Below are 23067 nucleotides of genomic sequence, written 5' to 3'. Positions count from 1 at the left end.
GGTCACTGCCGCTCCTCGCTTCGCTGATCGTGTCGTTGCTGGTCGTGTCGTCGCTGATCGTGTCGTTGGTCGTCTCGACGCCTCAGCTCCTTCAAGTGTGCGTTGTAGGCGGCCAGCTCTGCATCCCCGTCGCGGTCGGCCTGCCGGTCCTTGCGCTTGGTCTCGGCGCGGTCGGTGCGCACCCAGGCCATCGCGACGAGCAGGGTGAGGATCACGGTCGGGGCCTCGCCGATGCCCCACGCGATGGCGCCGGCTTCGCGCTGGTTGCCGAGGACGTCGCTCATCCACGGCAGCTTGAGCGCCTCGAAGAAGTCAGGGGCCAGCACCGTCGTGCTGCCGGTCATGACCACGCCGAAGAACGCGTGGAACGACATGGTCGCGAACAGCACGACGAGCAGCATGATCGGCGGCCACTTCTTCGGGCCGGGGTCGATGCCGATGAGCACCCAGGTGAACAGGTAGCCCGTGAGAAGGAAGTGCACGACCATCAGGACGTGCCCCGTGTGGGTGCGCAGGGCCAGCTCGAACAGCGGTGAGTAGTAGAAGATCGCGAGGCTGAAGAAGAAGAGGGCCGCCGCGACGACCGGGTTGGCGACCACTTTGAGCACCCGCGACTGCACCACCTGGAGGACGACCTCGCGGGGCCCCCAGGTCTTGTCGGTGCGGGCCGGCAGGGCGCGCAGGGCGAGCAGGATCGGCGCTGCCGGCACGAGCAACAGGGGCACGAGCATCGCGATGACCATGTGCATGACCATGTGCATCGAGAACAGCACGCGACCGTAGACCCCCGGCGCGCCCGAGGTCGCGTAGGCGAACACCGCCCAGCCCAGGACCCACACGACCGTCCGGTGCACCGGCCACGCGTCGCCACGGCGGCGCAGCCGCAGCACGCCGGCGACGTAGGTCCCCACAGCCACGACCGCGAGGCTCAGCCACAGCCAGTCGGTCGTCCAGGTCGTCAGCCACGAGGACCCCGAGAGCGGCCCGGGGTCGGGATAGCCGGTCAGGGCGAAGGTGCGGGAGGCGTCCGCGACGGGCACGTCAGGCACCGGTGGCGCACTGCGCGAGAGGGCAACCGCGGTTCCCAGCGCCACCCCCATGACGACGAGCTCGGCCGCGACGAGGCGCAGGAAGGTGGTGGTCCGGCCCCGCTCGAGGCCCGCCAGGAGCGAGCGACGGTGGCGCCACCCGGCATACCCGAGCAGGAGGAGCGCCACGCTCTTGACGACGAGGAGCACGCCGTAACGCGTGCCGAGGTCGCTCCACGTGCCCACCCGGATCAGGGCACTCTGCAGGCCCGACAGGGCCACCGCCGCGAAGCACCAGCCGGCCAGGGTCGAGAATCGCGCCGCCGTGGGGGCGAGGTCGCGGCCCAGGATCGGCTTCAGCACCGCGAGGGCGAGCAGGCCACCGACCCAGACGGTGACTGCGACGAGGTGGGCCGCGAGCGCGTTGACGGCGGTGCTGTGGTCGGTCGCCCCGGCCGCGTGTCCCGCGAGCGCGAGAGGCAGCACGCCGAGCACCGAGATCACCGAGAGCCAGGCCATCGCGGCCCGGCTGGTGACGACCAGGGCGAGGACGGAGACGAGGGCTGCGACGCCCGCCGTGATCAACGCGACCCGGGTCGGCTCGATCCGCCAGGCGAAGGTCGTGAACTGCTGCGCGAACGACGGGTCGGAGAGCGGGACCCCGATCAGGTCGGCCATGCCGAGCACGGACCCGGCGGCGCCGGCGAGCGCCCACAGCCCGGCGGCGATGCCCGCAAGCCTGGTGGCGGTCAGCCGGCGGCTCGTGCGCGTCGTCTCAGGCACGAGGTATGCCGCGTGGACGAGCAGCCCCACCGTCACCGCGGCGGCGAGGTCGTGGACCACCCGGGCGTAGAGCAATCCCCACCGGACGAAGCCCCCGGGGTCGCCGATGACCGGGGCCGTCGCGGCCTCGCCGATGACGGCCGCCAGCGGGAGCGCCACCAGGGCCGCCAGCACGAGCGCCAGGAGCGCCAGCCGCCCCAAGGGAGCCGAGGGCGCCGCGGGGGCGTTCACGGTCTTGGCGACGGGAGAGGTCATGGCGACAGCCTAAGTATGGTGGAGCCATGTCCTTGCACCCGGCAGCACCCGAAGACCTGGCCGGACTCGTCACGGCCTACCAGCAGACGACCCAGGCAGTCATCGACCTGGGTCGGTCCTGCTCGGATGCCGACTTCGACCTCCCGACGGCCTGCCCCGGCTGGACGGTGAAGGACCAGATCTCGCACGTGGTGGGCCTGGAGTCGTGGCTGCACACCGGTGACGTCCCGCGCGTGGACCTGCCCGACTACGACCACGTGCGCCACGAAGCCGGCAAGTTCATCGAGCGGTCGGTGGAGCTGCGGCGGGGGATGCTGGGGGCCAAGGTGGTCAGCGAGCTGGAAACCATTGTGGCGCAACGGGTGGAGCAGTTCAGCGCGCCGGACATGACGCTCGAGACCATCGTTCGGGGAGCGTGGGGGCCGGCGCCGGCGGGCGAGAACCTCCGCACCAGGATCCTCGACATCTGGACCCATGAGCAGGACATCCGCCAGGCGTTGCGTCGGCCCGGCAACCTCGACTCCGGTGGCGCGACCGTGTTCATGGAGCAGCTCTTCGCCTCGCTGCCGAGGATGGTGGCACGCGACGCGGGCATCGAGCCCGGCAACGTCGTGATCATCGACAGCACCGGACCGGTGACCGGGCGAGCAGGCGTGTGGGTGGAGGCCAGCGACGACGGCAAGCCGCGCGGCATACCCCTGTTCTCGGGCATCGCCCACGACGGGGACCCCGACGACGTCTTCACGACGATCACCCTCTCGACCGACGCCCTCACCCGACGGGCTGCCGGGCGCGGTGGGCTGGAGGACATCCACTTCACGGTGCAGGGCGACGAGGACGTGGCCCGCCGAGTGCTGGAGAACCTGGTCCTCGTTCCCTGACCCACCTCTCCGCTCGTCGGCCGTCGGCCGGGTCGTTGCTTGCACCACACAACCATCTCGTGATACTTGTATGTCGCAAGCAACTTTCTGCACAGATCCCAGGTCGCCCATGTCCACGCACCACCTCGACCGGCAGACGGCTGAACGCGTCAGCGTCGGCCTGATCCGGCTGATGAAGCTCCTGCAGGCCCTGCGCCAGCACGCGCCACGCATCCACCCCGCGGTGGACGCCACCGCCTACCCGATCCTGTTCAACCTGGCCGCCGAGCCCCGGCGGGTCTCGGTGCTCGCCGAGTGCGTCCACTCCGACGTCTCGACGGTCAGCCGGCAGGTCAGCACCCTCGAGGCCCACGGTCTCGTCGACAAGGTCAGCGACCCCGACGACGGCCGCGCCCAGGTCGTCCGTCTCAGCGACGAGGGCCAGACCCTGCTCGCCGGCATCCAGCAGCAGCGGACCGAGTGGTTCGGTGAGCTGATGGCCGACTGGACCGCCGAGGAGGCCAGCGACTTCGCCGGTCACCTGGAGCGGTTCGGCGCCGACCTCGAGGGCTTCCGCGAGCAGCTGGTCGCCCGACGCCCCGGCTCCACCTCCACGCCCACCTCCACGCTTGTTGGTCCCGCACCGTCCAGCCCCCCTCTTTCCAGCCCCACTCTTTCCACGGAGAACTGACATGGCAGCCGCCGCCCCCGCCCGTCCAGACGGACCCCTCACACACCGCCAGATCATCACGATCCTGACCGGCCTGATGATGGGGATGTTCCTCGCCGCCCTCGACCAGACCATCGTGGCCACGTCGATCCGCACGATCGCCGACGACCTCAAGGGTCTCGACGAGCAGGCGTGGGCGACCACGGCCTACCTGATCACCTCGACGATCGTGACGCCGCTCTACGGCAAGCTGAGCGACATCTACGGTCGCAAGAAGTTCTTCTCGGCCGCGATCACGATCTTCGTCGTCGGCTCGGTGCTCTGCACCCTGTCCCAGTCGATGCTGCAGCTGGCGTTCTACCGCGCCGTCCAGGGCCTCGGCGCCGGCGGTCTCTTCTCGCTCGCCCTCGCAATCATCGGCGACATCGTGCCGCCGCGTGAGCGCGCCAAGTACCAGGGCTACTTCCTCGCCGTGTTCGGCACCTCGAGCGTCCTCGGTCCGGTCATCGGCGGGTTCCTCGCGGGCCAGTCGAGCATCCTCGGTGTCGACGGCTGGCGCTGGGTATTCCTCGTGAACGTGCCGATCGGCATCGTCGCGCTGCTCGTCGTCTCACGCACGCTGCACCTGCAGCACACCCGCCTCGACCACCGGATCGACTGGTGGGGGGCGGCCACGCTGACCCTCGGGCTCGTCCCGCTGCTGCTCGTCGCCGAACAGGGCCGCGACTGGGGCTGGGGCTCCGGGCGGTCGATCGCCTGCTACGTCGTCGGGATCATCGGCGTCATCGCCTTCCTGCTCGTCGAGCGCGCCATGAAGGACGAGGCCCTGCTGCCGCTCACGCTGTTCCAGGAGCGGACCGTCGCGGTCGCGTCCGGGGCGTCGGTGCTCATCGGGATGGCCATGTTCGGTGGCCTCGCCTCGCTGCCGCTCTACCTGCAGATCGTCAAGGGCGCGTCGCCGACCAAGGCCGGTCTGCTGTTGCTCCCCCTGACCCTCGGCATCATGGTCGGCTCGATCGTCTCGGGCCAGATCATCAGCCGCACAGGGCGCTACCGCCGGTTCCCGATCATCGGCTCGGCCCTGCTGGCGCTCGCGCTGTTCGTCTTCCACTTCATCAAGGCGGACACCCCGCTGTGGCAGACCAGCATCGTGATGGTGGCCTTCGGGCTCGGGCTCGGCTTCAACTTCCAGCCGCTCACCCTCGCCGTGCAGAACGCCGTCTCACCGCGGCTGATCGGTGTCGCGACCTCGTCGGCGACCTTCACCCGGCAGATCGGCGGCACGCTCGGCACCGCGGTGTTCCTGTCCATCCTGTTCTCGACGGTGCCCGACAAGATCGCCACCGCGCTCAAGGCGTCGGCCGGCACCAAGGACTTCCAGGCGGCGCTGGCCGACCCGGCCAACGCCGAGTTCGCCAAGGGCCTGTCGTCGGCGGCCGGTCAGGCCGGCGGCACCGCGGGAGGGGTCCTCAAGGACAGCTCGTTCCTCAACGACCTCGACCCGCGGCTGGCCAAGCCGTTCCTCCAGGGATTCTCGAACTCGATGGACCTGGTCTTCCTCGTGGGTGCCGGGGTGATGGTGGTCGGCTTCCTCGTGATGCTGCTGCTGCCGCACGTCGAGCTGCGTGGTGGCTCGGCCTACTCGGAGCGCGGCGCTGCCGACAAGGCCGACTCCGACAAGGCCGACTCCGACAAGGCCGGCGCTGAAGCCGCAGACGCCGCTGTCACCGCACCTCCCGCCATCGGTCACTGACGTAGGGGTCTTCCCTGACCCCGCCCTGAATCTGCACCGAACCTCCCCTGAATCTCCACGTAGCCGCGCCGGTCGACCCGACCTGCGCGGCTACTGTGGCTCGCGTGGAATCAGTTCACGCGGGGGTCGTGGTGCAGACCCAGCGCCTCACCAAGGACTACGGTCCGGTGCTCGCGCTGGACTCGCTCGACCTCGAGATCGGCCCGGGGATCACGGGACTGGTGGGAGCCAACGGGGCCGGCAAGTCGACGTTGCTCAAGATCCTGCTCGGCCTGGTCCCCGCGACCGGCGGCAGGGCGCACGTGCTCGGCCACGACATCGCGACGCAGGGGTCGGCCATCCGGGCGGCCGTCGGCTACCTCCCGGAGCACGACTGCCTGCCCCCCGACGTGAGCGCGAGTGACTTCGTCGTGCACCTGGCGATGATGTCGGGGCTGCCCAAGGTCGCGGCCCGTGAGCGAGCGGCCGAGGTGCTGCGCCACGTCGGGCTGGCCGAGGAGCGCTACCGGCCGATGGGCGGCTACTCCACCGGCATGAAGCAGAAGGTCAAGCTCGCCCAGGCCCTGGCCCACGACCCCCGTCTGGTGCTGCTCGACGAGCCGACCAACGGCCTCGACCCCGCCGCGCGCGAGGAGATGCTCGGCCTGGTCCAGCGGATCGGGCACGACTTCGGGATCGCGGTCATCGTGACCTCGCACCTGCTCGGCGAGCTGGAGCGGGTGAGCGACCACGTCGTCGTGCTCGACGGCGGCCACCTCCTGCGGGCCTCGCGCACCGACGAGTTCCTCGACGCCACGGGCGTCCTGCTGGTCGAGGTCCTCGGTGACGACGCGACCGCTCGCATGGCGCGGGCGCTGGCCGCTGCCGGCGTGGCCACCACTCCGCGGGGCGCCCTCCTGACCGTCGACGCCACGGCTGGGCAGCCCGACGGGCACGAGGTGCACGACCTGATCCGCGACACCGCGAGCGACCTGGGGGTCGGGCTGGTGCGGCTCCAGGTCGACCACCGCCGCATCGAGGATGTGTTCGTTGATGGGCCTGGCACTTTCGAGGAGCATGGCGCTGTCGAGGGGCATGGCGCTGTCGAGGGGCATGGCTCTGATGAGTGAGCTCTCCACCGACCCGTCATCAGCCACCCCCGAGGGCCGCAGCGTCATCCACGACCTCGGGTACCGCCCGTACACCGGTCCACGGCTCGGACCCACGGCCATTGCCCGGGCGTTGCTGGTCACCGGGTTCCGCAACGCGTTCGGCCTCGGCCGCTCCGGCCGGTCGAAGGTGCTGCCCTTCATCCTGCTCGGCCTCAACGTCCTGCCGGCCGTCATCATCGGTGGCGTGATGGTGCTGGTCGGCCTCAAGGAGCTGCCGGTCGGCTACGCGCAGTACGCCTCGACGACGCAGGTGCTGCTCGGCATCTTCGTCGCCTCGCAGGCGCCGGTGCTCTTCTCGCGCGACCTGCGGCACGGCACCATCTCGCTCTACCTCGCGCGCCCGCTGCCGTCTGCCACCTACGCCGTCGCCCGCTGGGGCTCCCTCCTCGGCGCGACCCTGGTCTTCCTGCTGCTCCCCGTCCTGATCCTGTATGCCGTGGCGCTGCTGGGGGAGCTCGACGTGTCCGACCAGTCCCGCGAAGCCGCCGTGGGCGCCGGGTTGGCAGTGCTGCTCGCGCTGTCCCTTGCCGGGGTGGCGGGCCTGATCGCCTCGTGGTCGACGCGGCGTGGGTTCGCCGTGGTCGCCACCATCGCGCTCCTGTTGCTGGGCAACGGGATCGTGACGGCGATCCAGGGCATCGCCGGCGAGGAGCACCACCCACGGGTCGGTGAGGTCGCCGGCCTCTTCTCGCCCTACTCCCTCTACCGTGGGCTGATGGCGATGTGGGCCGACGGCGAGATCGCGACGCCACCGACGGGCGTGCCGATGCAAACCGCCTACGTCGTCGTGTTCGTCGGCCTGTCCGCCGCCTGCCTGGGCGGCCTGGTGTGGCGCTACCGACGGGTCGCGACGGCATGAGCGTCATCACGATCGACCAGGCCTCCAGGTGGTACGGCAACGTCGTGGCCGTCAACGGCATCTCGATGACGGTGCGACCCGGAGTGACCGGCCTGCTCGGACCGAACGGTGCGGGGAAGACCACGCTCATCGCCCTGATGAGCGGCTTCCTGGCGCCGTCGGCCGGCTCGGTGACCCTCGACGGCACACCGATCTGGCGGCACACCGACGCCTACCGCGCGATCGGCCTGGTGCCCGAGCGCGAGCTGAGCTTCGGTTACCTCACCGGTCGTGAGTTCGTGCAGGCGAACGCCGAGCTGCACGGGCTGGCCGACCCCGGCGCCGCGACCGAACGCGCCCTCGACGTGGTCGAGATGGGCGAGCCCGCAGCCCGCCGGATCGGGACCTACTCCAAGGGCATGCGGCAGCGCGTGAAGCTCGCGTCCGCGCTCGTGCACGACCCCGCCGTCCTCCTGCTCGACGAGCCGTTCAACGGCGTCGACCCCCGCCAGCGGCTCCACCTGATGACCGTGCTCCGTCGGATGGGGTCCGAGGGTCGCACCGTGCTCTTCAGCTCGCACATCCTCGAGGAGGTCGAGCAGGTGGCCCGGCAGATCGAGGTCGTCGTGTCCGGACGTCATGCGGCGTCGGGCGACTTCGGCCAGATCCGCAGGCTGATGACCGACCGCCCGGTGCAGTACGTCGTGGTGGGCGACGACGACCGTGGCCTGGCCAGCGCGCTGATCGCCGAGCCGTCCGTGGTCGCGGTGTCGCTGCGCCCGAAGGGCGGCGTGGACGTGTCCGTCTCCGACTTCGGCGCCTTCGCGGTCCGGCTGCCGCAGGTGGCCCGGCAGCACGGCATACGGATCCTCGAGCTGACGCCGACCGACGAGTCGCTCGAGAGCGTCTTCGCCTACCTGGTGGGGGGCTGACCGTGAACCAGACGATCCTGCGCCTTTCCCGCCAGGCCCTCCTCGGCCGTCGCCGCGGCCTGGTGCTGGTCATCATCCCCGCCGTGCTGCTGGCCCTCGCCGTCATCGTCGCGGCGCTGACCGACGACGCCGTCGGCTACGACGCCGTGCTCCATCTGGGCTTCACGCTCGCGCTGCCCCTTGTCGCGCTCCTCGCCGCCACCGCGGTGCTCGGTCCCGAGGTCGACGACGGGTCGATCGTCTACCTGATCTCCAAACCGGTGAGCCGACACGTCATCGCCCTCAGCAAGTTCGCGGTCGCGTGGGCTGCCACGGTCGCGCTCGGGGGTCTGCCCCTCCTGGTCGCAGGCCTGGTCCTCGACAGCGCGGACGCGCGCCAAGCCGTCGCGTGGGGTGTCGCCGGGGTGTTGGCGGGCACGGCGTACACGGCGTTGTTCCTCGCACTGGCAGCCTTCACCCGGCACGCCGTCGTCATCGGGCTGCTCTTCGCCCTGCTGTGGGAGGGGCTGCTCGGCTCGCTCCTCGGCGGGATCAAGTGGGTCTCCATCGGGGCGTGGGGGCGCGGGGTCGCCCAAGAGATCAGCCCGCAGGTGAGCGGTCCCGGCACCGGGCTGGCCTACGCCCTGGTCGCCGCGACGGTCCTCACCCTCGCGTCGCTCTGGTTCACCGGTGACCGGCTGCGGTCGTTCACCCTGCGCGGCGACGAGTGGCCCGCACCGTCTCCGGTGCGGGCCTTCCAGGCGTTTGCTGAGCGGTCTTCTCAGCCCCAGACGAGGCCTCGCGCCGGGTCGGCCAGGATGGCGCCGACGTCGGCGATGAACTTGCTGCCGAGCTCGCCGTCGACCAGCCGGTGGTCGAACGACAGGGCCAGCTGGGTGACCCAGCGAGGCTCGATCGTCTCGGTGCCGTCCGCGGCCGTGACGACCCACGGCTGCCGACGGATCGCACCGAACGCCAGGATCGCCGACTCGCCCGGGTTGATGATCGGGGTGCCGGTGTCCACGCCGAAGACGCCGACGTTGGTGATCGTGATCGTGCCGCCGGACATCTCGGCGGGCTGGGTGCGGCCTTCCCGAGCGGTCGCCGTCAGCGCGCCGATGGCCTCGGCCAGCTGGCGCATCGACAGCTGGTCGGCGTCCTTGATGTTCGGGACGATCAGGCCCCGCGGGGTAGCGGCGGCGATGCCGAGGTTGACGTAGTTCTTGACCACGATCTCCTGGGCGGCCTCGTCCCACGTGGCATTGATCTCGGGGTGGCGTCGGATCGCCACGGTCATCGCCTTGGCCAGCACCAGCAGCGGCGTGACCTTGACGTCCTTGAACTCGCGGTCCTTCTTGAGGCGCTCGACGAGCTCCATGGTCGCGGTCGCGTCGATGGTGACCCACTCGGTGACGTGCGGAGCCGTGAACGCGCTGCCGACCATGGCCTGCGCGGTCATCTTGCGGACCCCCTTGATCGGGATGCGCGTCTCGCGCTCGCCACCACGGGTGAAGACCGGTGCGACGTATGCCGGCTGGCCGGCTCCCGTCGGAGCGGCCGGCGCCGTGGTGGCCGGCTGGGAGGTCCCCGCGGCGTGGGCGTCGATGTCGGCGCGGCTGATGATGCCGCCCTCACCGGAACCCGCGACCGCGGCCAGGTCGATGCCGAGGTCCTTGGCGTACTTGCGGACCGGCGGCTTGGCCAGCGCGCGGGCGCCACCCTCACGGGCGACGGGCACAGCCGGCACGGTCGCGACCGGCTGGTCCTCGGCCGGGCTGCTGGCCGGCTGGACGGCCGGTGCCACTGGGGCTGCCGAGGCGGCGGAGTCGCCCTTGCGGGGGCGGCGCTTGGCCTCGGTCTGCTTGACGCCGTAGCCGACGAGGACGGCCGTGCGACCGGTCGACGTGGTGCCGCCGATCTTGCCCTCCTCGATCTCCTCGTCATCCGAGGCGGCTGCCGCTGCGGCCGCCATCTTGGGAGCGGGCGAGCCCTCGATGCCGGGCTCGACGGCGCCGGCTGCTGGGGCGTCCTGCACCGGGGCAGTCTGGACCGGTCCACCTGCGGTGTCGACGGAGATGATCGGCGTGCCGACCTCCACCGTGTCGCCCTCGGAGACGTGCAGCGCCGTCACGGTGCCGGCGAACGGCACCGGCAGCTCGACGAGCGACTTGGCGGTCTCGATCTCGACGATGATGTCGTTGACCTTGACGGTGTCGCCGACCTTGACGTTCCAGGTGACGATCTCGGCCTCGGTCAGGCCTTCACCGGGGTCTGGAAGCTTGAACTCTTTGACTGCCATGCGTTTTCGCGCCTCTCTCAGAAGGCCAGTGAGCGGTCGACGGCGTCGAGCACCCGGTCGAGGTCGGGGAGGAACTCCTCCTCGAGCTTGCTCGGCGGGTAGGGCAGGTTGTAGCCGCCGACCCGGAGCACGGGAGCCTCGAGGTGGTAGAAGCACCGCTGCTGCAGGGCCGCCGCGATCTCGGCACCCATGCCGAGGAAGGTCGACGCCTCGTGCACGATGACGGCCCGGCCGGTCTTCTCCACGGACGCCGCGATGGTGTCGAGGTCGAGCGGGCTGAGCGTCCGCAGGTCGATGACCTCGAGATTCTTGCCCTCTGCGGCGGCGGCCTCGGCCGCCTGGAGGCAGGTCTTGACCATGGGGCCGTAGGCGACAAGCGTCGCGTCGGTGCCCTCGCGGCATACCTGCGCCTTGAGCAGGTCGCGGGGGGCGCCGGACTCGTCCACGTCGCCCTTGTCCCAGTAGCGGCGCTTGGGTTCGTAGAACAGCACCGGGTCGTCGGACTCGATGGCCTGCTGGATCATCCAGTAGGCGTCCTCGGCGTTGGAGCAGCAGACGACCTTGAGGCCCGCGGTGTGCGCGAAGTAGGCCTCGTTGGACTCGGAGTGGTGCTCGACCGCTCCGATGCCACCGCCGACGGGGATGCGGATGACCATCGGCAGCTTGACCTTGCCGAGCGAGCGGGCCCGCATCTTGGCGACCTGGCTGACGATGTGGTCGAACGCGGGGTAGATGAACCCGTCGAACTGGATCTCGACGACGGGGCGGTAGCCGCGCAGCGCCATGCCGATCGCGGTGCCGACGATGCCGGCCTCCGCGAGCGGGGTGTCGATGACGCGGTCCTCGCCGAAGTCCTTCTGGAGGCCGTCGGTGACGCGGAAGACGCCACCGAGCTTGCCGATGTCCTCACCCATGAGGACGACCTTGGGGTCGCGCTCCATGGCGGCGCGCAGGCCGTTGTTGATGCCCTTGGCGATCGTCATGCTGGTCATCAGTGGCTCCCCTCGCCCTCGAAGCCGGCGTGGTAGGCGGCGAACTCCTTGCGCTCTGCCTCGACGACGGGGTGCTCCTCGACGTAGATGTGGTCGAACATCGAGTCCGGCGTCGGGTCGGGCATGGACAGGCAGCCCTCACGGACAGCGACTGCGAGCTCGTCGGCCTCGGTCTCGATGGCGTCGAAGAAGGCCTGGTCAGCCTTCTGGGTGTGCACCAGGTAGGACTTCAGGCGCTCGATGGGGTCGCGGTGCTTCCACACCTCGACCTCGGCGGAGACGCGGTACTTGGTCGGGTCGTCCGAGGTGGTGTGCGCGCCCATGCGGTAGGTGTAGGCCTCGATGAAGGTCGGGCCGTTGCCGGAACGGGCCGCGTTGAGCGCCTGCTGGGTCACGGCATACACGGCCAGCACGTCGTTGCCGTCGACCCGCACGCCGGGGAAGCCGAAGCCGCGCGCGCGCTGGTAGAGCGGGATGCGCGTCTGGCGCTCGTTGGGCTCGGAGATGGCCCACTGGTTGTTCTGGCAGAAGAAGACGACCGGGGCGTTGTTGACCGCGGCGTAGACGAACGACTCGTTGACGTCACCCTGGGCGGTCGCGCCGTCGCCGAAGTAGGCGATCACGGCGGCGTCGCGCTCGTCGTCGCCGGTGCCGACGTCGCCGTCGCGCTGGATGCCCATGGCATAGCCGGTCGCGTGCAGCGTCTGCGCGCCGATGACGATCGTGTAGAGGTGGAAGTTCTTCTCGTTCGGGTCCCAGCCACCGTGGTTGACGCCACGGAAGAGGCCGAGCAGGTTGAGCGGGTTGACCCCGCGGCACCAGGCGACGCCGTGCTCGCGGTAGGTCGGGAAGGCGTAGTCCTGCGGGCGCATCGCACGACCGGAGCCGACCTGGGCGGCCTCCTGGCCGAGCAGGCTGGCCCAGATGCCGAGCTCGCCCTGGCGCTGCAGCGCGGTGGCCTCGGCGTCGACGCGGCGGATGAGGACGAGGTCGCGGTAGAAGCCGCGCAGGTCCTCGTCGGTCAGGTCCTTGACGTACTCGTCGTACTCGGTGTTCTCGACGCGCTGGCCCTCGGGGGTGAGCAGCTGGATCATCTCGGGTCCACCGTCACCGACCTCCGGGACCGGGGCGGTGAGCTCGGCCAGCACCTCGTCCTCGGCGGGACTGGTGGCCGAGGTCGCGGCGTCGTTGCTGCCGGACTTGGCGACTGCGTTGTCGCTCACAGGCACTCCTTCTTCCGTCGAGCCGCGGGTGGCGGATCGTCGGCTCGGGCCGCGGTAACCCTGGCGGGGTCTCCGCTGCTGGATCTGCGGCAGGCTTGGGGCGCCGGTTTGTGGCGGCGCCCACGGGTGGGCCTTGCTGAGGCCCAAGATATCGGCAGCACCGGGAAATCTCAGAATCCGGACTCCTGCGTGCTCACCACCTGCACCTTTGTATGCCGCGCGGCTGGCTCGCCGCGGCATACCCCACCTTTATCGGGTGACCCGATAAAGGTGGGCTTCACCCGGGAACGGTTCCGGGGGGAAGCCGCCCTTTGTCCCTAAACCCGATAAAGGTGGGGTCACACCTCAGGTGAGGCGGGACTGGGAGCGCCAGAGGTCGATCCCGGCGTCGACGGCGTCGCGGTCGATCTCCTCGAGCTCGGCGTCGCTGAACCGCAGGTTGCTGACCGCCGCGGCCGAGTCCTCGAGCTGCCCGACCGAGGACGCCCCGATCAGGACCGAGGTCACCCGCTCGTCGCGCAGGGCCCACGCCAGCGCCAGCTGGGCGAGGGACTGGCCGCGCTCGGTCGCGAGGTCGTCGAGCTTGCGGATGTGGGCCAGCGACTCGTCGGTCAGCAGGTCGGGCGACAGCGACTTCCCCTGGCTGGCGCGTGACCCCTCGGGTATGCCGCCGAGGTACTTGTTCGTCAGCATCCCCTGGGCCAGCGGGCTGAACGCGATGCAGCCGATGCCCCGCTCACCCAGGGTGTCGAGCAGGCCGCCCTCGATCCAGCGGTTCACCATCGAGTACGACGGCTGGTGGATGAGCAGCGGGACGCCCATCTGCTCGAGCACCTCGGCCGCACGCTCGGTGCGCTCGGGCGAGTAGCTGGAGATACCGGCATACAACGCCTTGCCCTGCTGGACCGCGGTGGCGAGGGCTCCCATCGTCTCCTCGAGCGGAGTGTCCTCGTCGGGGCAGTGGCTGTAGAAGATGTCGACGTAGTCCAGGCCCATCCGGGTCAGGCTCTGGTCCAGGCTGGCCAGGAGGTACTTGCGGGAGCCGCCGATGCCATAGGGGCCGGGCCACATGTCGTAGCCGGCCTTGGAACTGATGACGAGCTCGTCGCGGTAGGGCCGGAAGTCGGCGGCGAAGTGGCGCCCGAAGTTGGCCTCGGCCGCGCCGTAGGGCGGTCCGTAGTTGTTGGCCAGGTCGAAGTGCGTGATGCCGATGTCGAAGGCCCGCCGCAGGATCGCGCGCTGGACGTCCAACGGCTTGTCGTCCCCGAAGTTGTGCCAGAGGCCGAGGCTGACCGCCGGGAGTCGCAGTCCGCTCTGGCCCACCTTGCGGTAGGGCATCGGGCCGTAGCGGTCCGGGCGGGCGAGGTACGGGGGGAGCCAGGTGTCGACCATGGCCCCAGTCTGTCGCGCCGGGAGGCGCTCGACTACCTGGGGCTGCTCGGCCCCGGGATGGGTGCGGCGCTCAACCCGCAGGTGCGATGTTCTGGTTGTGCCGGAAGACGTTGTCCGGGTCCCACTGCGCCTTGATCGCCCGCAGCCGGGCCAGCTTGGCCTCGCCGAAGGAGCTCTCGATCCGTTCGCGGCCCTCGTCGCCGATGAAGTTGAGGTAGACCGCGCCGGTCGTCCACGGCTTCATGGCGCCTGCCAGGGTGCGGGTGTGCGCGATGTTCGCCTCGGTGTCGGCCGGGTCGGGCCACATCGACAGGTAGTGGATGTTGAACGCGGCCTGCCGCTCGCCGAACGCCGTGGCGTCCTCCGGCACGCGCGCGACGGCACCGCCACCCGGCACGATGATGACCTGGCTGAGCGGCGACACCGGCGCGCTCGCCAGGGACGCGAGGGTCTCCACCGCCTCGTCCGGCAGCGCGTCGAAGAAGTCGGCGGTCCAGTAGTTCTGCATGCCGTGCGGGTTGGCGTCGTCGAGCATCTGCTGGAGGGCCAGGTAGGGCATCGGACCCACCTGCGCGAAGGCCGGCGGGCCGAACGTCAGCAGCGGCGCCAGCACCGTCTCGGCGTCCTCGAGCGGGCCCGTGTAGCTCACGATCACACCGACGGCTGGCTTGCCACGAGCCGGCTCGGGCACCATCTCGATCGGCGGGGCGGTGATGAAGGCGACGCCGCCGCCCACCTCGTCGGGGGCGCTGGCGATGAAGTCACGGAAGTTGCGCAGCACCGCGGCACCCATCGGCGCCGGGTACATGAGCATGCCGCCGAAGACCAGCGGGCCGATCGGGTGCAGCCGCAGGGTGAAGCGGGTGACGACGCCGAAGTTGCCGCCACCGCCGCGCAGGGCCCAGAACAGGTCGGGGTGCTCGGTCTCCGACGCGGTGACGACGCTGCCGTCCGCGGTGACGACCTGTGCCTCCAGGAGGTTGTCGCAGGTGAACCCGAGCCTGCGCTCCAGCCACCCGCTGCCGCTGCCCAGCGCCAGGCCGCCGACGCCGGTAGACGAGACCCGCCCGCCGGTCACGGCGAGCCCGTGCTCCTGGGTGGCGGCGTCGAGCTCTCCCCAGGTGCACCCGCCGCCCACCTGCGCCGTCGATGTCGCCGGGTCGACCTCGATGTCGCGCAGGCCGCGCAGGTCGACGCACAGGCCGCCGTCGACCACGGCCGAGCCCTGGACCGAGTGACCGCCGCCGTAGACGGAGATCGGCAGGCCGGACGCCCGCGCGTAGCTGATCGCGGCCGCCACGTCGGAAGCGCTGCGACAGGTCGCGATCAGGCTCGGCGACCGGTCGACCATGCCGTTGAAGACGCTGCGGGACTGGTCGTACCCGTCGTCGCCCGGCGCCAGCTGGACGCCCGAGAACTCCGGGATGGTGGGGCGGACATCAGTCAGATCGGTCATGGCAGAACCCTCCGGGAGTGTTCAGCCGACTGTCCTCCCGCCGTCACGCCCTGCGCCTCCCCCAAAGGGACGACGGGCCCGAGCCAGGCCCGACCTACCCCACGAGGGCGGTCAGGCGGGGTCCCTCGGGTGCTCCGTGAGGAACTCGCCGGCCACCCGGATCAGCACGTCGTTGGCCTCGGTCTCGCCGATGGTCGCGCGCACGCCGTCGTTGCCGTACTGGCGCAGCATCAGGCCCGCCTCCTGGGCAGCGGCCGTGAAGTCGCCGGACCGGTCTCCCAGCCCGAACCACACGAAGTTGGCCTGCGTCTCGGGGATGAACCAGCCCTGGCCGCGCAGCATCTCGACCACCCGAGTGCGTTCTGCGACCAGGGCGTCCACGCGCTCCTTCAGCTCGTCGAACGCCTTGAGCGAGGCCACCGCCGCGGCCTGCGCGATCGAGTTCACGCCGAAAGGCGTCGCCGTCTTGCGCAGGGCAGACGCGACCGGGGGGTGCGCCACGGCATACCCGATGCGCAGGCCGGCCAGGCCGTAGGCCTTGGAGAAGGTGCGCAGCACCATCACGTTGGGGCGGTCGCGGTAGAGCTCCAGGCTGCGCGGCGCCTCCTCGTCCGTCACGAACTCGACGTAGGCCTCGTCGATGACCACCAGCACACGGCTCGGGACGGCCTCGAGGAACCGCTCGAGCTCGGCGTGGGTCACCATCGGGCCGGTGGGGTTGTTGGGGGTGCAGACGATGACGACCTTGGTGCGGTCGGTGATCGCGGCCTGCATCGCGTCGAGCCGGTGGCGGGCGTGGTCGTCGAGACCCACCTGGACCGAGCTCGCCCCCGCGAGGGCCGTGACGATCGGGTAGGCCTCGAACGACCGCCAGGCATAGACGACCTCGTCGCCGGGGTCGCAGGTGGCGGCGATGACCTGGCCGAGGACGCCGACCGAACCCGTGCCGGTGGCGATGTGCTCGGCCGGGACCCCGAGGGTTTCGGCGAGTGCCTGGGTGAGCTCCGTGACGGCCATGTCGGGGTAGCGGTTGATCGCACCGGCCGCCTCGCGCACCACGTCGAGGACCGACGGCAGCGGCGGATACGGGTTCTCGTTGGACGAGATCTTGTATGCCGTGACGCCCGCGGGCGCGGCCGCGGGCTTGCCGGGGACGTAGGCGGGCACCTGGTCGAGGGCCGCGCGCAGGCGGACTTCATTCTCCGCCATGTCAGTCGTCGTCGCCGTCCGGGATGACCCAGCCGAGGACCATCGAGACGATCGTGATGATGATGGCGCCGAGCACCGCGTCCCAGAAGAAGTGGTCGATCGTGAAGCTGAGCCCCAGCGGTTCGGCGATCCACTCGGTCAGCTGGAGCATGAAGGCGTTCACGATGAACGTGAACAACCCGAGCGTCAGGATGATGAGCGGGAAGCTGAGCAGCTTGGCGATCGGCTTGACGACGGCGTTGACCAGCCCGAAGACCAGGGCGACCAGCAGCACGGTCGCGAACTTCGAGCCGAACTTGCCCTCCCCGAAGCTGATGCCCGACACGAGCCACGCGGCCACCCACAGTGCCACCGCGTTGACTGCGACCTTGATGACGAAGTTCATGGACCCGATCGTGCCAGATGCGCGGGCCTTGACGAGCTAGACGTGGCGGCGGGAGGTGACGACCCGGAACCGGTTGGCCACGAACGCCGCGTCGACGTAGGCGGAGTTGGCCGCCGGGTTGGCGCCGGTGCCGTGGAAGTCCGAGAACGCCGCGGTCTGGTTGACGAACACCGGGCCGGTGAGGTTCTCCGACAGCGCGACTCCCGCGTCCGCCGCGGCATCGCGGGCGGCGTCGAGGACGTCCTCGCTCGTGGAGTAGACCGCCGCCGTCATCGCCCCGTGCTCGCGCACCGTGTCACGGAACTGTGCCAGCGACTGGTCGGTCCCGGACGTCGCGATGAGGAAGGTCACCGGCCCGAAGCACTCCTGGGTGTAGACGTCCTCGCGGCTCGCGTCCATGCTCACGAGGCCGGGGGCGCGGACCACCGCGTCGGGGTATGCCGGGTGGCTGACCACGCGCGAGTCGAGGACCACCGTGCCACCCGCCTCCTCGGCGAGCGCCGCGAGACCCGCGGCGTTGGCGCGGACCCCGTCGTTGACCGTCGCACCGAGCAGCTCGACGGCGCGGGCGTCGTCACCGGTGAGCTTGCCCACGGCCGCCGCGAGGCGACCACCGAAGTCCTCGAACGACAGGTGGCCCTCGTCGGTGGCGATGCCGTCTCGCGGGACGTAGATGTTCTGCGGGGTCGTGCACATCTGACCCGAGTAGAGCGCGAGCGAGAACGCCAGGTTGCCCAGCACCCCGCGCAGGTTGTCGGTCGAGTCGACGACGATCGTGTTGACGCCGGCCTTCTCGGTGTAGACGAGCTGGCCACGACCGGCGCCGTTCTCCTCGAGCCAGCCGCCGAAGCCCGGGCCGCCGGTGTAGTCGATGATCCGGACCTCGTCGCGCTCGGCGAGCACCTTGGCCAGGCCCTCACCCTCGGACTCGGGCGCGAGCTGGACCAGGTCGGGACTGAAGCCGGCAGCGGAGAGAACCTCACGGCACACGGCGACGGAGATGGCGAGGGGAAGCACGGCCCGTGGGTGCGGCTTCACGATGACGGGGTTGCCGGTGACCAGTGAGGCGAACAGCCCCGGGTAGCCGTTCCACGTCGGGAAGGTGTTGCAGCCGATGACGAGGGCGACACCGCGCGGCACCACGCGGTAGTCCTTCTGCATCCGCAGCGGTGCGGGGTTGCCCTCCTTGTCGCGGCCGGGCTTCTCCCAGACCACGGACGCGGGCACGCGCTCCTGCTCGACGAGGCCGGCGACGATCGACTCGAGCGCCCGGTCCTGCGCGTGCGGCCCGGCGGCCTGGAACGCCATCACGAACGGCTGCCCGGTCGTGTGCATCACCGAGTGGGCGATCTCGAACGAGCGCGCGTTGATCTGTTCGACGATCTCGACGCAGACCGCCGCACGGGTGCGGGCACCGGCGTCACGCCATGCGGGCGTTGCGTCGGCCGCAGCCGCCAGGGCCGCGTCGAGGTCGAGGTGCGGGTAGGTGATCCCCAGGGCGGGCCCGTAGGGCGAGACCTCCTCGCCGACCCACCCACCATCGGTGCGCACCTCACCCAGGCCACCAAAAGCACTGTCCCGCAAGGCTTCGTATGCCGCCTGGCCGGCCTCGGCCGAACCCTCGCCGTAGACGCGGGGGGAGGGCGACTCGGGGAACCGGCTGAAGTAGGACCGCTCCGCCAGGGCCGTGGTCGCCTGCGCGAGCAGCTCGGCGTGCTTGTCGACGAGGGGGTGGGTGCTGGGCGCCGTTGCCGTGGTCATGCCCTTCATCGTAAGGGTGTCTGGACATGGCCTTAACCGTCGCTCTAGAGTAACCGTTGCCCATGAGTAACCAATCAGCCCTCGCCCTCGACGCCCTCGGCGACCCCAGTCGGCGCCAGATCCTCGAGCTCCTCGCCGAGCGCCCCCGTGCCGTCGGCGAGATCGCCGCGGCCATGCCGATCGGCCGGCCGGCCGTGAGCAAGCACCTCAAGGTGCTCCAGGGCGCCGGCCTGGTGGACCACGAGAGCCGGGGCACGCGGAACCTCTACGCGCTCGCCCCCGACGGGCTCGTCGACCTCCAGCAGTGGCTGGTCGCGACCTGGGACACCGCGCTCACCTCGTTCGCCACGTATGTAGAGCAACACCGCGTCGATGAACAGGAGTCGTCATGAGTGAAGCCCCGACCCTCACACCCGTCCGTCGCGAGATCCGGGTGCGGTGCGATGTCGACACGGCCTTCGAGCTGTTCACCGCCCACCTCGGGGCCTGGTGGCCGCTCGGCACCCACAGCGTCTTCGGTGCGCAGGCCAGCGTCGCGTTCGAGGATGGTGTCGTCGTCGAACGCCACGGTGCGGAGAAGGCGGTCTGGGGCACGGTGCTGCGTTGGGAGCGACCGGGCGGTTTCGCGATGACCTGGCATCCAGGGCACGGGCCGGAGCGGGCGACCGAGGTCGCGGTGGCGTTCGAGCCCCACGGCGACGGCACCCTGGTCACGCTGACCCACACGGGGTGGGAGCGACTGGCCGAGCCGGAGGCGGCGCGGGCGGAGTACGACACCGGCTGGCCGCTGGTGCTCGCCCGGCTCGCGCAGCGGGTCGAGGCGGCGTCCGCGGGGACGGGCGCGCAGCCGGAGCCCTCCGGGGAGTGGTTCGCGCTGCACCACCGACCCGGGACCAACCTCCCCGAGGGCGCGTCGATCTTCGCCCACCCAGGCTTCTCCGAACACGTCGCCTTCCTGCACCGACTTCAGGAGCGCGGCTGGCTGGTCGCGGCCGGTCCCGTCGACGCCGCCCGGGGTGAGGGGATGGCGGTCGTGCGCGTCCCGCCCGGGGAGGCCGACGAGCTGGTCCGCCTCGCCCACGAGGACGACGGCTCGGTCACCCGTGGAGTGCTCACGGTCGACGTGCAGCCCTGGGACGTGCGCTTCACGGGGTGAGCAGAAAGGCTCCGCCCCGTGGACGCGAGGGTATGCCGCGGGCTCGCCCCCCGCGGCATACCTCGCGGGTCCGTCGACCCGCGCCTGCTAACTGGGCGCGTTGGTGAACTCCTGCCACCCCGAGCCGAGCGCTGTCAGCCACCCGACCCTCACCCGGGCGGGCGGCGCGGAGCCCGACAGGGCGTCTGCGCCGTTGTCGATGCGTTCCCTGAGAGCCGGCGGCGCGACGTCCCCGGGTGCCTGGTGGTCCTGGATGACCCAGTCCCCGGGGGTGCCTGCCCACTGTGCCTTCCGGGCAGCGGCGTAACAGGCGGTGAGGTGGTCGGCGACGTGTCGGGAGCAGGTGAGCAGCTCGACCGTGGCCGTGCGACCGGGCTGGCAGGCGACGACCCTGAACCCGCCCCACTCCGGATGGGTCGTCATGTCCAGCTGGGAGACGCGGTCCCGGGTGACCCGTTGGATGGAGGCGTCGGTCGCGGCCCGGCGGACGATGCCGAGGTAGTACTTCGCGGTGGGAGTGTCCTTGCCGTGGACCTGCTCGATCGTCAGCCGCCACTGCTCGTCGGTGACTCCCTTCACCTGGCCCAACACAGGGAGCAGCTGCTCGGCCGAGGCGATGGCCGCGACGGCGCCCGTGCAGGTCGCGGGGAACGCGACGGGGGTGAAGCCGTTCGCGGCGACTGCGGTGGCGCCTTCGCCTGGACGGACGCTGATGCGCGCAGCTCCGGATGGTGGCGTCAGCCGGGTCGCGGACTCAGACTCGGGACTGTCCGTGTCACGAGCGAGGGTGAACGCGGTGACGGCGACAGCTGCGATGGCCACGGCGGTGCCCGCCGCGAGGAGGCGCCGGTTCACTGGAGTTCCTTTCCGTGAGTCGACCACGCCGGGGGAAGGGCCCCGGGCATCTGTGGAAGAAGTCACTGCTGAGGGGACGGGGCGAGGGCGAAAGGGTGACGCGCCCGGCCGTTCCTTCTCTGCCAGACTCCGGACCATGGGCGAGGAGGCAGCACGGTGACCACGGACCTCACGCACGTCCTCCAGATGTGGGAGGACGACGAGGCTTCCCGGGCCCTCGGCATGGAGGCGACCGTCATCGAGCTCGACCACGCGGTGGTCCGCATGACGGTCACCGCCGAGATGGTCAACGGTCACGACATCGCGCACGGTGGCTACCTGTTCACGCTCGCCGACTCGACGTTCGCCCTGGCGTGCAACAGCCGCGGGGCGTTGACCGTGGCGGCAGGTGCGGACATCACGTTCGTCACCTCCGTCCGCCTGGGCGAGGTCCTCGTCGCGGAGGGCCGGGTGCGGACGGCCTACGGGCGCAGCGGGATCACCGATGTCACCGTGACGCGCGAGTCCGACGGTGCGGTCGTCGCCGAGTTCCGCGGACGCTCGCGCTCGCTGCGGTCCGCGCTCCCGCCCGGGGAAGGACGACAGGCCTAGGGCACCCGCCGGCATGCCGCCCACGTGGTGGCCGCCCACGTGGTGGCCGCGCGCGCTGGGAGCCCGCCCGGCGGCATACGGTAGGCGCATGCGCGTCCTCGTCACCGGCGGTGCCGGCTACATCGGGTCCCACACCGTCGTCCAGCTCGTGGCGGCAGGCCACGAGGTGGTCGTCGTCGACAACTTCTCCAACGCCAAGCCGACGGTGGTCGGGCGGCTGGAGTCGTTGACGGGGGCGCACCTGGAGGTGCACGCCTTCGACCTGACCGACCGGGACAAGATCGAGTCGCTGTTCGCCGCGCGGCAGTTCGACGCGGTGATCCACTTCGCCGGGCTCAAGGCGGTGGGCGAGAGCGTGGACGTGCCGCTCGAGTACTACCAGAACAACCTCGACTCGACCTTCGCCCTGGTCCGCGCCATGCACCGGCACGGCTGCCACCGCCTGGTGTTCTCCTCCTCGGCCACCGTCTACGGCGACAACGCCCCGGTGCCGATGAAGGAGGAGTACCCGACCTCGGCGACCAACCCCTATGGCTGGACCAAGGTGATGATCGAGCAGGTGCTGCGCGACGTCGCCGCCACGGACGAGCGGTGGCGGATCGCGCTGCTGCGCTACTTCAACCCCGTCGGCGCCCACGTCTCCGGGACCATCGGCGAGGACCCGCAGGGCATCCCCAACAACCTGATGCCGTTCATCGCGCAGGTCGCGGTCGGCAAGCTGGAGAAGCTCAACGTCTTCGGCGGCGACTACGACACCCCGGACGGGACGGCCCTTCGTGACTACATCCACGTCGAGGACCTTGCCGCCGGTCACCTCGCGGCACTGACCAGGCTCGGCAGCACCGACGAGCGCGTCTCGACCTGGAACCTCGGCACCGGTCACGGGACGTCGGTCCTCGAGGTGCTGCACGCCTTCGAGAAGGCCTGCGGCCACGAGCTCCCCCACGAGATCGTCGAACGTCGGGCCGGCGACATCGCCGCCTCGTATGCCGACCCGTCCCGTGCCGAACGCGAGCTCGGCTGGAAGGCCACCCGCACCATCGAGGACATGTGCGCCGACCAGTGGCGCTGGCAGCGCGGCAACCCCTTTGGCTACCCCGACTGACCGGGAAGGGCCGCGACGACATCGATCTCGACGAGGAAGTCGCCGAGGAACGAGCCGACGGTCGTGCGAGCCGGGTAGGGCGGCGTGACGAAGCGCTCGTAGGCAGCGTTGAAGCCGGGGAAGTCCCTGCCGGGGTGGTGCAGGTGGGCCGTCGCCTTGACCACGTTGTCGAAGTCCAGCCCATGGGCCGCGAGAACGGCGAGGACGTTGGTCAAGGCATGCGTGGTCTGCTCCTCGATCCCGTCGCCGACGACTGCTCCGCTCACGGCGTCGTGCGGGGTCTGGCCGGCGGTGAAGAGGAAACCGTTCGCGACGACGGCCTGCGAGTAGGGGCCAGCAGGGCCGGGGGCGGCTTCGGTGGTGACCTGGACGATCTGGGTGGTGGACATGCAAG

21 protein-coding genes and 1 pseudogene are annotated in these 23067 nt (G+C 70.6%); 11 read left to right on the top strand and 11 right to left on the bottom strand.

Features of this window, described 5'->3' with window-relative positions; translation table 11 throughout:
• Positions 1-2: 2 nt before the first annotated feature.
• Positions 3-2066, bottom strand: coding sequence for a bifunctional copper resistance protein CopD/cytochrome c oxidase assembly protein (locus AC1DS4_RS16680; protein ID WP_477624837.1), 2064 nt, complete (start codon positions 2064-2066; stop codon positions 3-5).
• Positions 2067-2092: 26 nt separating this feature from the next.
• On the opposite strand from AC1DS4_RS16680, the gene AC1DS4_RS16675 reads away from it, so the two are divergent.
• The 7 genes and pseudogenes from AC1DS4_RS16675 to AC1DS4_RS16645 form a co-directional block, all read left to right on the top strand.
• Positions 2093-2947, top strand: coding sequence for a maleylpyruvate isomerase family mycothiol-dependent enzyme (locus tag AC1DS4_RS16675; protein WP_477614367.1), 855 nt, complete (start codon positions 2093-2095; stop codon positions 2945-2947).
• A 109-nt stretch (positions 2948-3056) separates the two neighbouring features.
• Positions 3057-3617, top strand: coding sequence for a MarR family winged helix-turn-helix transcriptional regulator (locus AC1DS4_RS16670; protein WP_477614366.1), 561 nt, complete (start codon positions 3057-3059; stop codon positions 3615-3617).
• 1 nt (position 3618) lies between these two features.
• On the top strand, positions 3619-5349 hold the full coding sequence (locus AC1DS4_RS16665) for an MDR family MFS transporter (RefSeq protein ID WP_477632949.1): 1731 nt from the start codon (positions 3619-3621) through the stop codon (positions 5347-5349).
• Positions 5350-5453: 104 nt separating this feature from the next.
• Positions 5454-6458 carry an ABC transporter ATP-binding protein gene (locus tag AC1DS4_RS16660; RefSeq protein ID WP_477632948.1) on the top strand — a complete coding sequence of 335 codons (1005 nt, stop codon included), beginning with the start codon at positions 5454-5456 and terminating at the stop codon, positions 6456-6458.
• Positions 6451-7359 carry a hypothetical protein gene (locus tag AC1DS4_RS16655; RefSeq protein WP_477614363.1) on the top strand — a complete coding sequence of 303 codons (909 nt, stop codon included), beginning with the start codon at positions 6451-6453 and terminating at the stop codon, positions 7357-7359. Before AC1DS4_RS16660 ends, AC1DS4_RS16655 begins: the two co-directional genes overlap by 8 nt.
• Positions 7356-8270 carry an ABC transporter ATP-binding protein gene (locus AC1DS4_RS16650; RefSeq protein ID WP_477614362.1) on the top strand — a complete coding sequence of 305 codons (915 nt, stop codon included), beginning with the start codon at positions 7356-7358 and terminating at the stop codon, positions 8268-8270. The genes AC1DS4_RS16655 and AC1DS4_RS16650 overlap by 4 nt, the downstream gene beginning before the upstream one ends.
• Before the next feature lie 2 nt (positions 8271-8272).
• Positions 8273-8677, top strand: a pseudogene (locus tag AC1DS4_RS16645) (ABC transporter permease); the annotation flags it as partial.
• Between the two features lie 353 nt (positions 8678-9030).
• Here AC1DS4_RS16645 and AC1DS4_RS16640 read toward each other — a convergent pair.
• The 8 genes from AC1DS4_RS16640 to paaN all read right to left on the bottom strand — a co-directional run bounded on the left by AC1DS4_RS16640 (position 9031) and on the right by paaN (position 18966).
• On the bottom strand, positions 9031-10548 hold the full coding sequence (locus tag AC1DS4_RS16640) for a dihydrolipoamide acetyltransferase family protein (RefSeq protein ID WP_477614360.1): 1518 nt from the start codon (positions 10546-10548) through the stop codon (positions 9031-9033).
• Positions 10549-10565: 17 nt separating this feature from the next.
• Positions 10566-11540 carry an alpha-ketoacid dehydrogenase subunit beta gene (locus AC1DS4_RS16635; RefSeq protein ID WP_477632947.1) on the bottom strand — a complete coding sequence of 325 codons (975 nt, stop codon included), beginning with the start codon at positions 11538-11540 and terminating at the stop codon, positions 10566-10568.
• Entirely contained in the window at positions 11540-12763 is a 1224-nt protein-coding gene (gene pdhA / locus AC1DS4_RS16630) for a pyruvate dehydrogenase (acetyl-transferring) E1 component subunit alpha (protein WP_477632946.1), read from the bottom strand. The genes AC1DS4_RS16635 and pdhA overlap by 1 nt, the downstream gene beginning before the upstream one ends.
• A gap of 345 nt (positions 12764-13108) precedes the next feature.
• Entirely contained in the window at positions 13109-14155 is a 1047-nt protein-coding gene (gene mgrA / locus AC1DS4_RS16625) for an L-glyceraldehyde 3-phosphate reductase (protein ID WP_477624839.1), read from the bottom strand.
• 70 nt (positions 14156-14225) lie between these two features.
• Positions 14226-15611: an FAD-binding oxidoreductase gene (locus AC1DS4_RS16620; protein ID WP_477632945.1), complete on the bottom strand. Its 1386-nt coding sequence runs from the start codon at positions 15609-15611 to the stop codon at positions 14226-14228.
• Between the two features lie 111 nt (positions 15612-15722).
• A complete protein-coding gene (hisC, locus tag AC1DS4_RS16615) occupies positions 15723-16820 on the bottom strand; it encodes a histidinol-phosphate transaminase (protein WP_477632944.1) in 1098 nt (365 codons plus the stop codon).
• A 1-nt stretch (position 16821) separates the two neighbouring features.
• On the bottom strand, positions 16822-17205 hold the full coding sequence (locus AC1DS4_RS16610) for a phage holin family protein (protein WP_477632943.1): 384 nt from the start codon (positions 17203-17205) through the stop codon (positions 16822-16824).
• A gap of 36 nt (positions 17206-17241) precedes the next feature.
• A complete protein-coding gene (gene paaN, locus AC1DS4_RS16605; RefSeq protein WP_477624841.1) occupies positions 17242-18966 on the bottom strand; it encodes a phenylacetic acid degradation protein PaaN in 1725 nt (574 codons plus the stop codon).
• 62 nt (positions 18967-19028) lie between these two features.
• Between paaN and AC1DS4_RS16600 the strand changes: the two genes are divergently transcribed.
• On the top strand, positions 19029-19358 hold the full coding sequence (locus AC1DS4_RS16600) for an ArsR/SmtB family transcription factor (RefSeq protein WP_477624842.1): 330 nt from the start codon (positions 19029-19031) through the stop codon (positions 19356-19358).
• Positions 19355-20122, top strand: a complete 768-nt coding sequence (locus AC1DS4_RS16595) for an SRPBCC domain-containing protein (protein WP_477624843.1) — start codon at positions 19355-19357, stop codon at positions 20120-20122. The genes AC1DS4_RS16600 and AC1DS4_RS16595 overlap by 4 nt, the downstream gene beginning before the upstream one ends.
• Positions 20123-20209: 87 nt before the next feature.
• On the opposite strand, the gene AC1DS4_RS16590 is transcribed toward AC1DS4_RS16595, so the two are convergent.
• A complete protein-coding gene (locus tag AC1DS4_RS16590) occupies positions 20210-20977 on the bottom strand; it encodes a hypothetical protein (RefSeq protein WP_477624844.1) in 768 nt (255 codons plus the stop codon).
• Positions 20978-21133: 156 nt separating this feature from the next.
• Here AC1DS4_RS16590 and paaI point away from each other — a divergent pair, with 156 nt between their 5' ends.
• Together paaI and galE are read left to right on the top strand one after the other, a co-directional pair.
• Positions 21134-21568, top strand: coding sequence for a hydroxyphenylacetyl-CoA thioesterase PaaI (gene paaI, locus AC1DS4_RS16585; RefSeq protein ID WP_477624845.1), 435 nt, complete (start codon positions 21134-21136; stop codon positions 21566-21568).
• Positions 21569-21656: 88 nt separating this feature from the next.
• Complete coding sequence (gene galE / locus AC1DS4_RS16580) at positions 21657-22673, top strand: UDP-glucose 4-epimerase GalE (RefSeq protein ID WP_477632942.1); 1017 nt, start codon at positions 21657-21659, stop codon at positions 22671-22673.
• On the opposite strand, the gene AC1DS4_RS16575 is transcribed toward galE, so the two are convergent.
• Positions 22661-23062, bottom strand: coding sequence for a RidA family protein (locus tag AC1DS4_RS16575; protein ID WP_477614346.1), 402 nt, complete (start codon positions 23060-23062; stop codon positions 22661-22663). The genes galE and AC1DS4_RS16575 overlap by 13 nt on opposite strands.
• Between the last annotated feature and the right edge of the window lie 5 nt (positions 23063-23067).

It is taken from the genome of Pedococcus sp. P3_C7 (assembly GCF_056402615.1).
The sequence above is the reverse complement of the archived record's forward strand: the minus strand, read 5'-3'. Positions and strand labels throughout refer to the sequence as shown.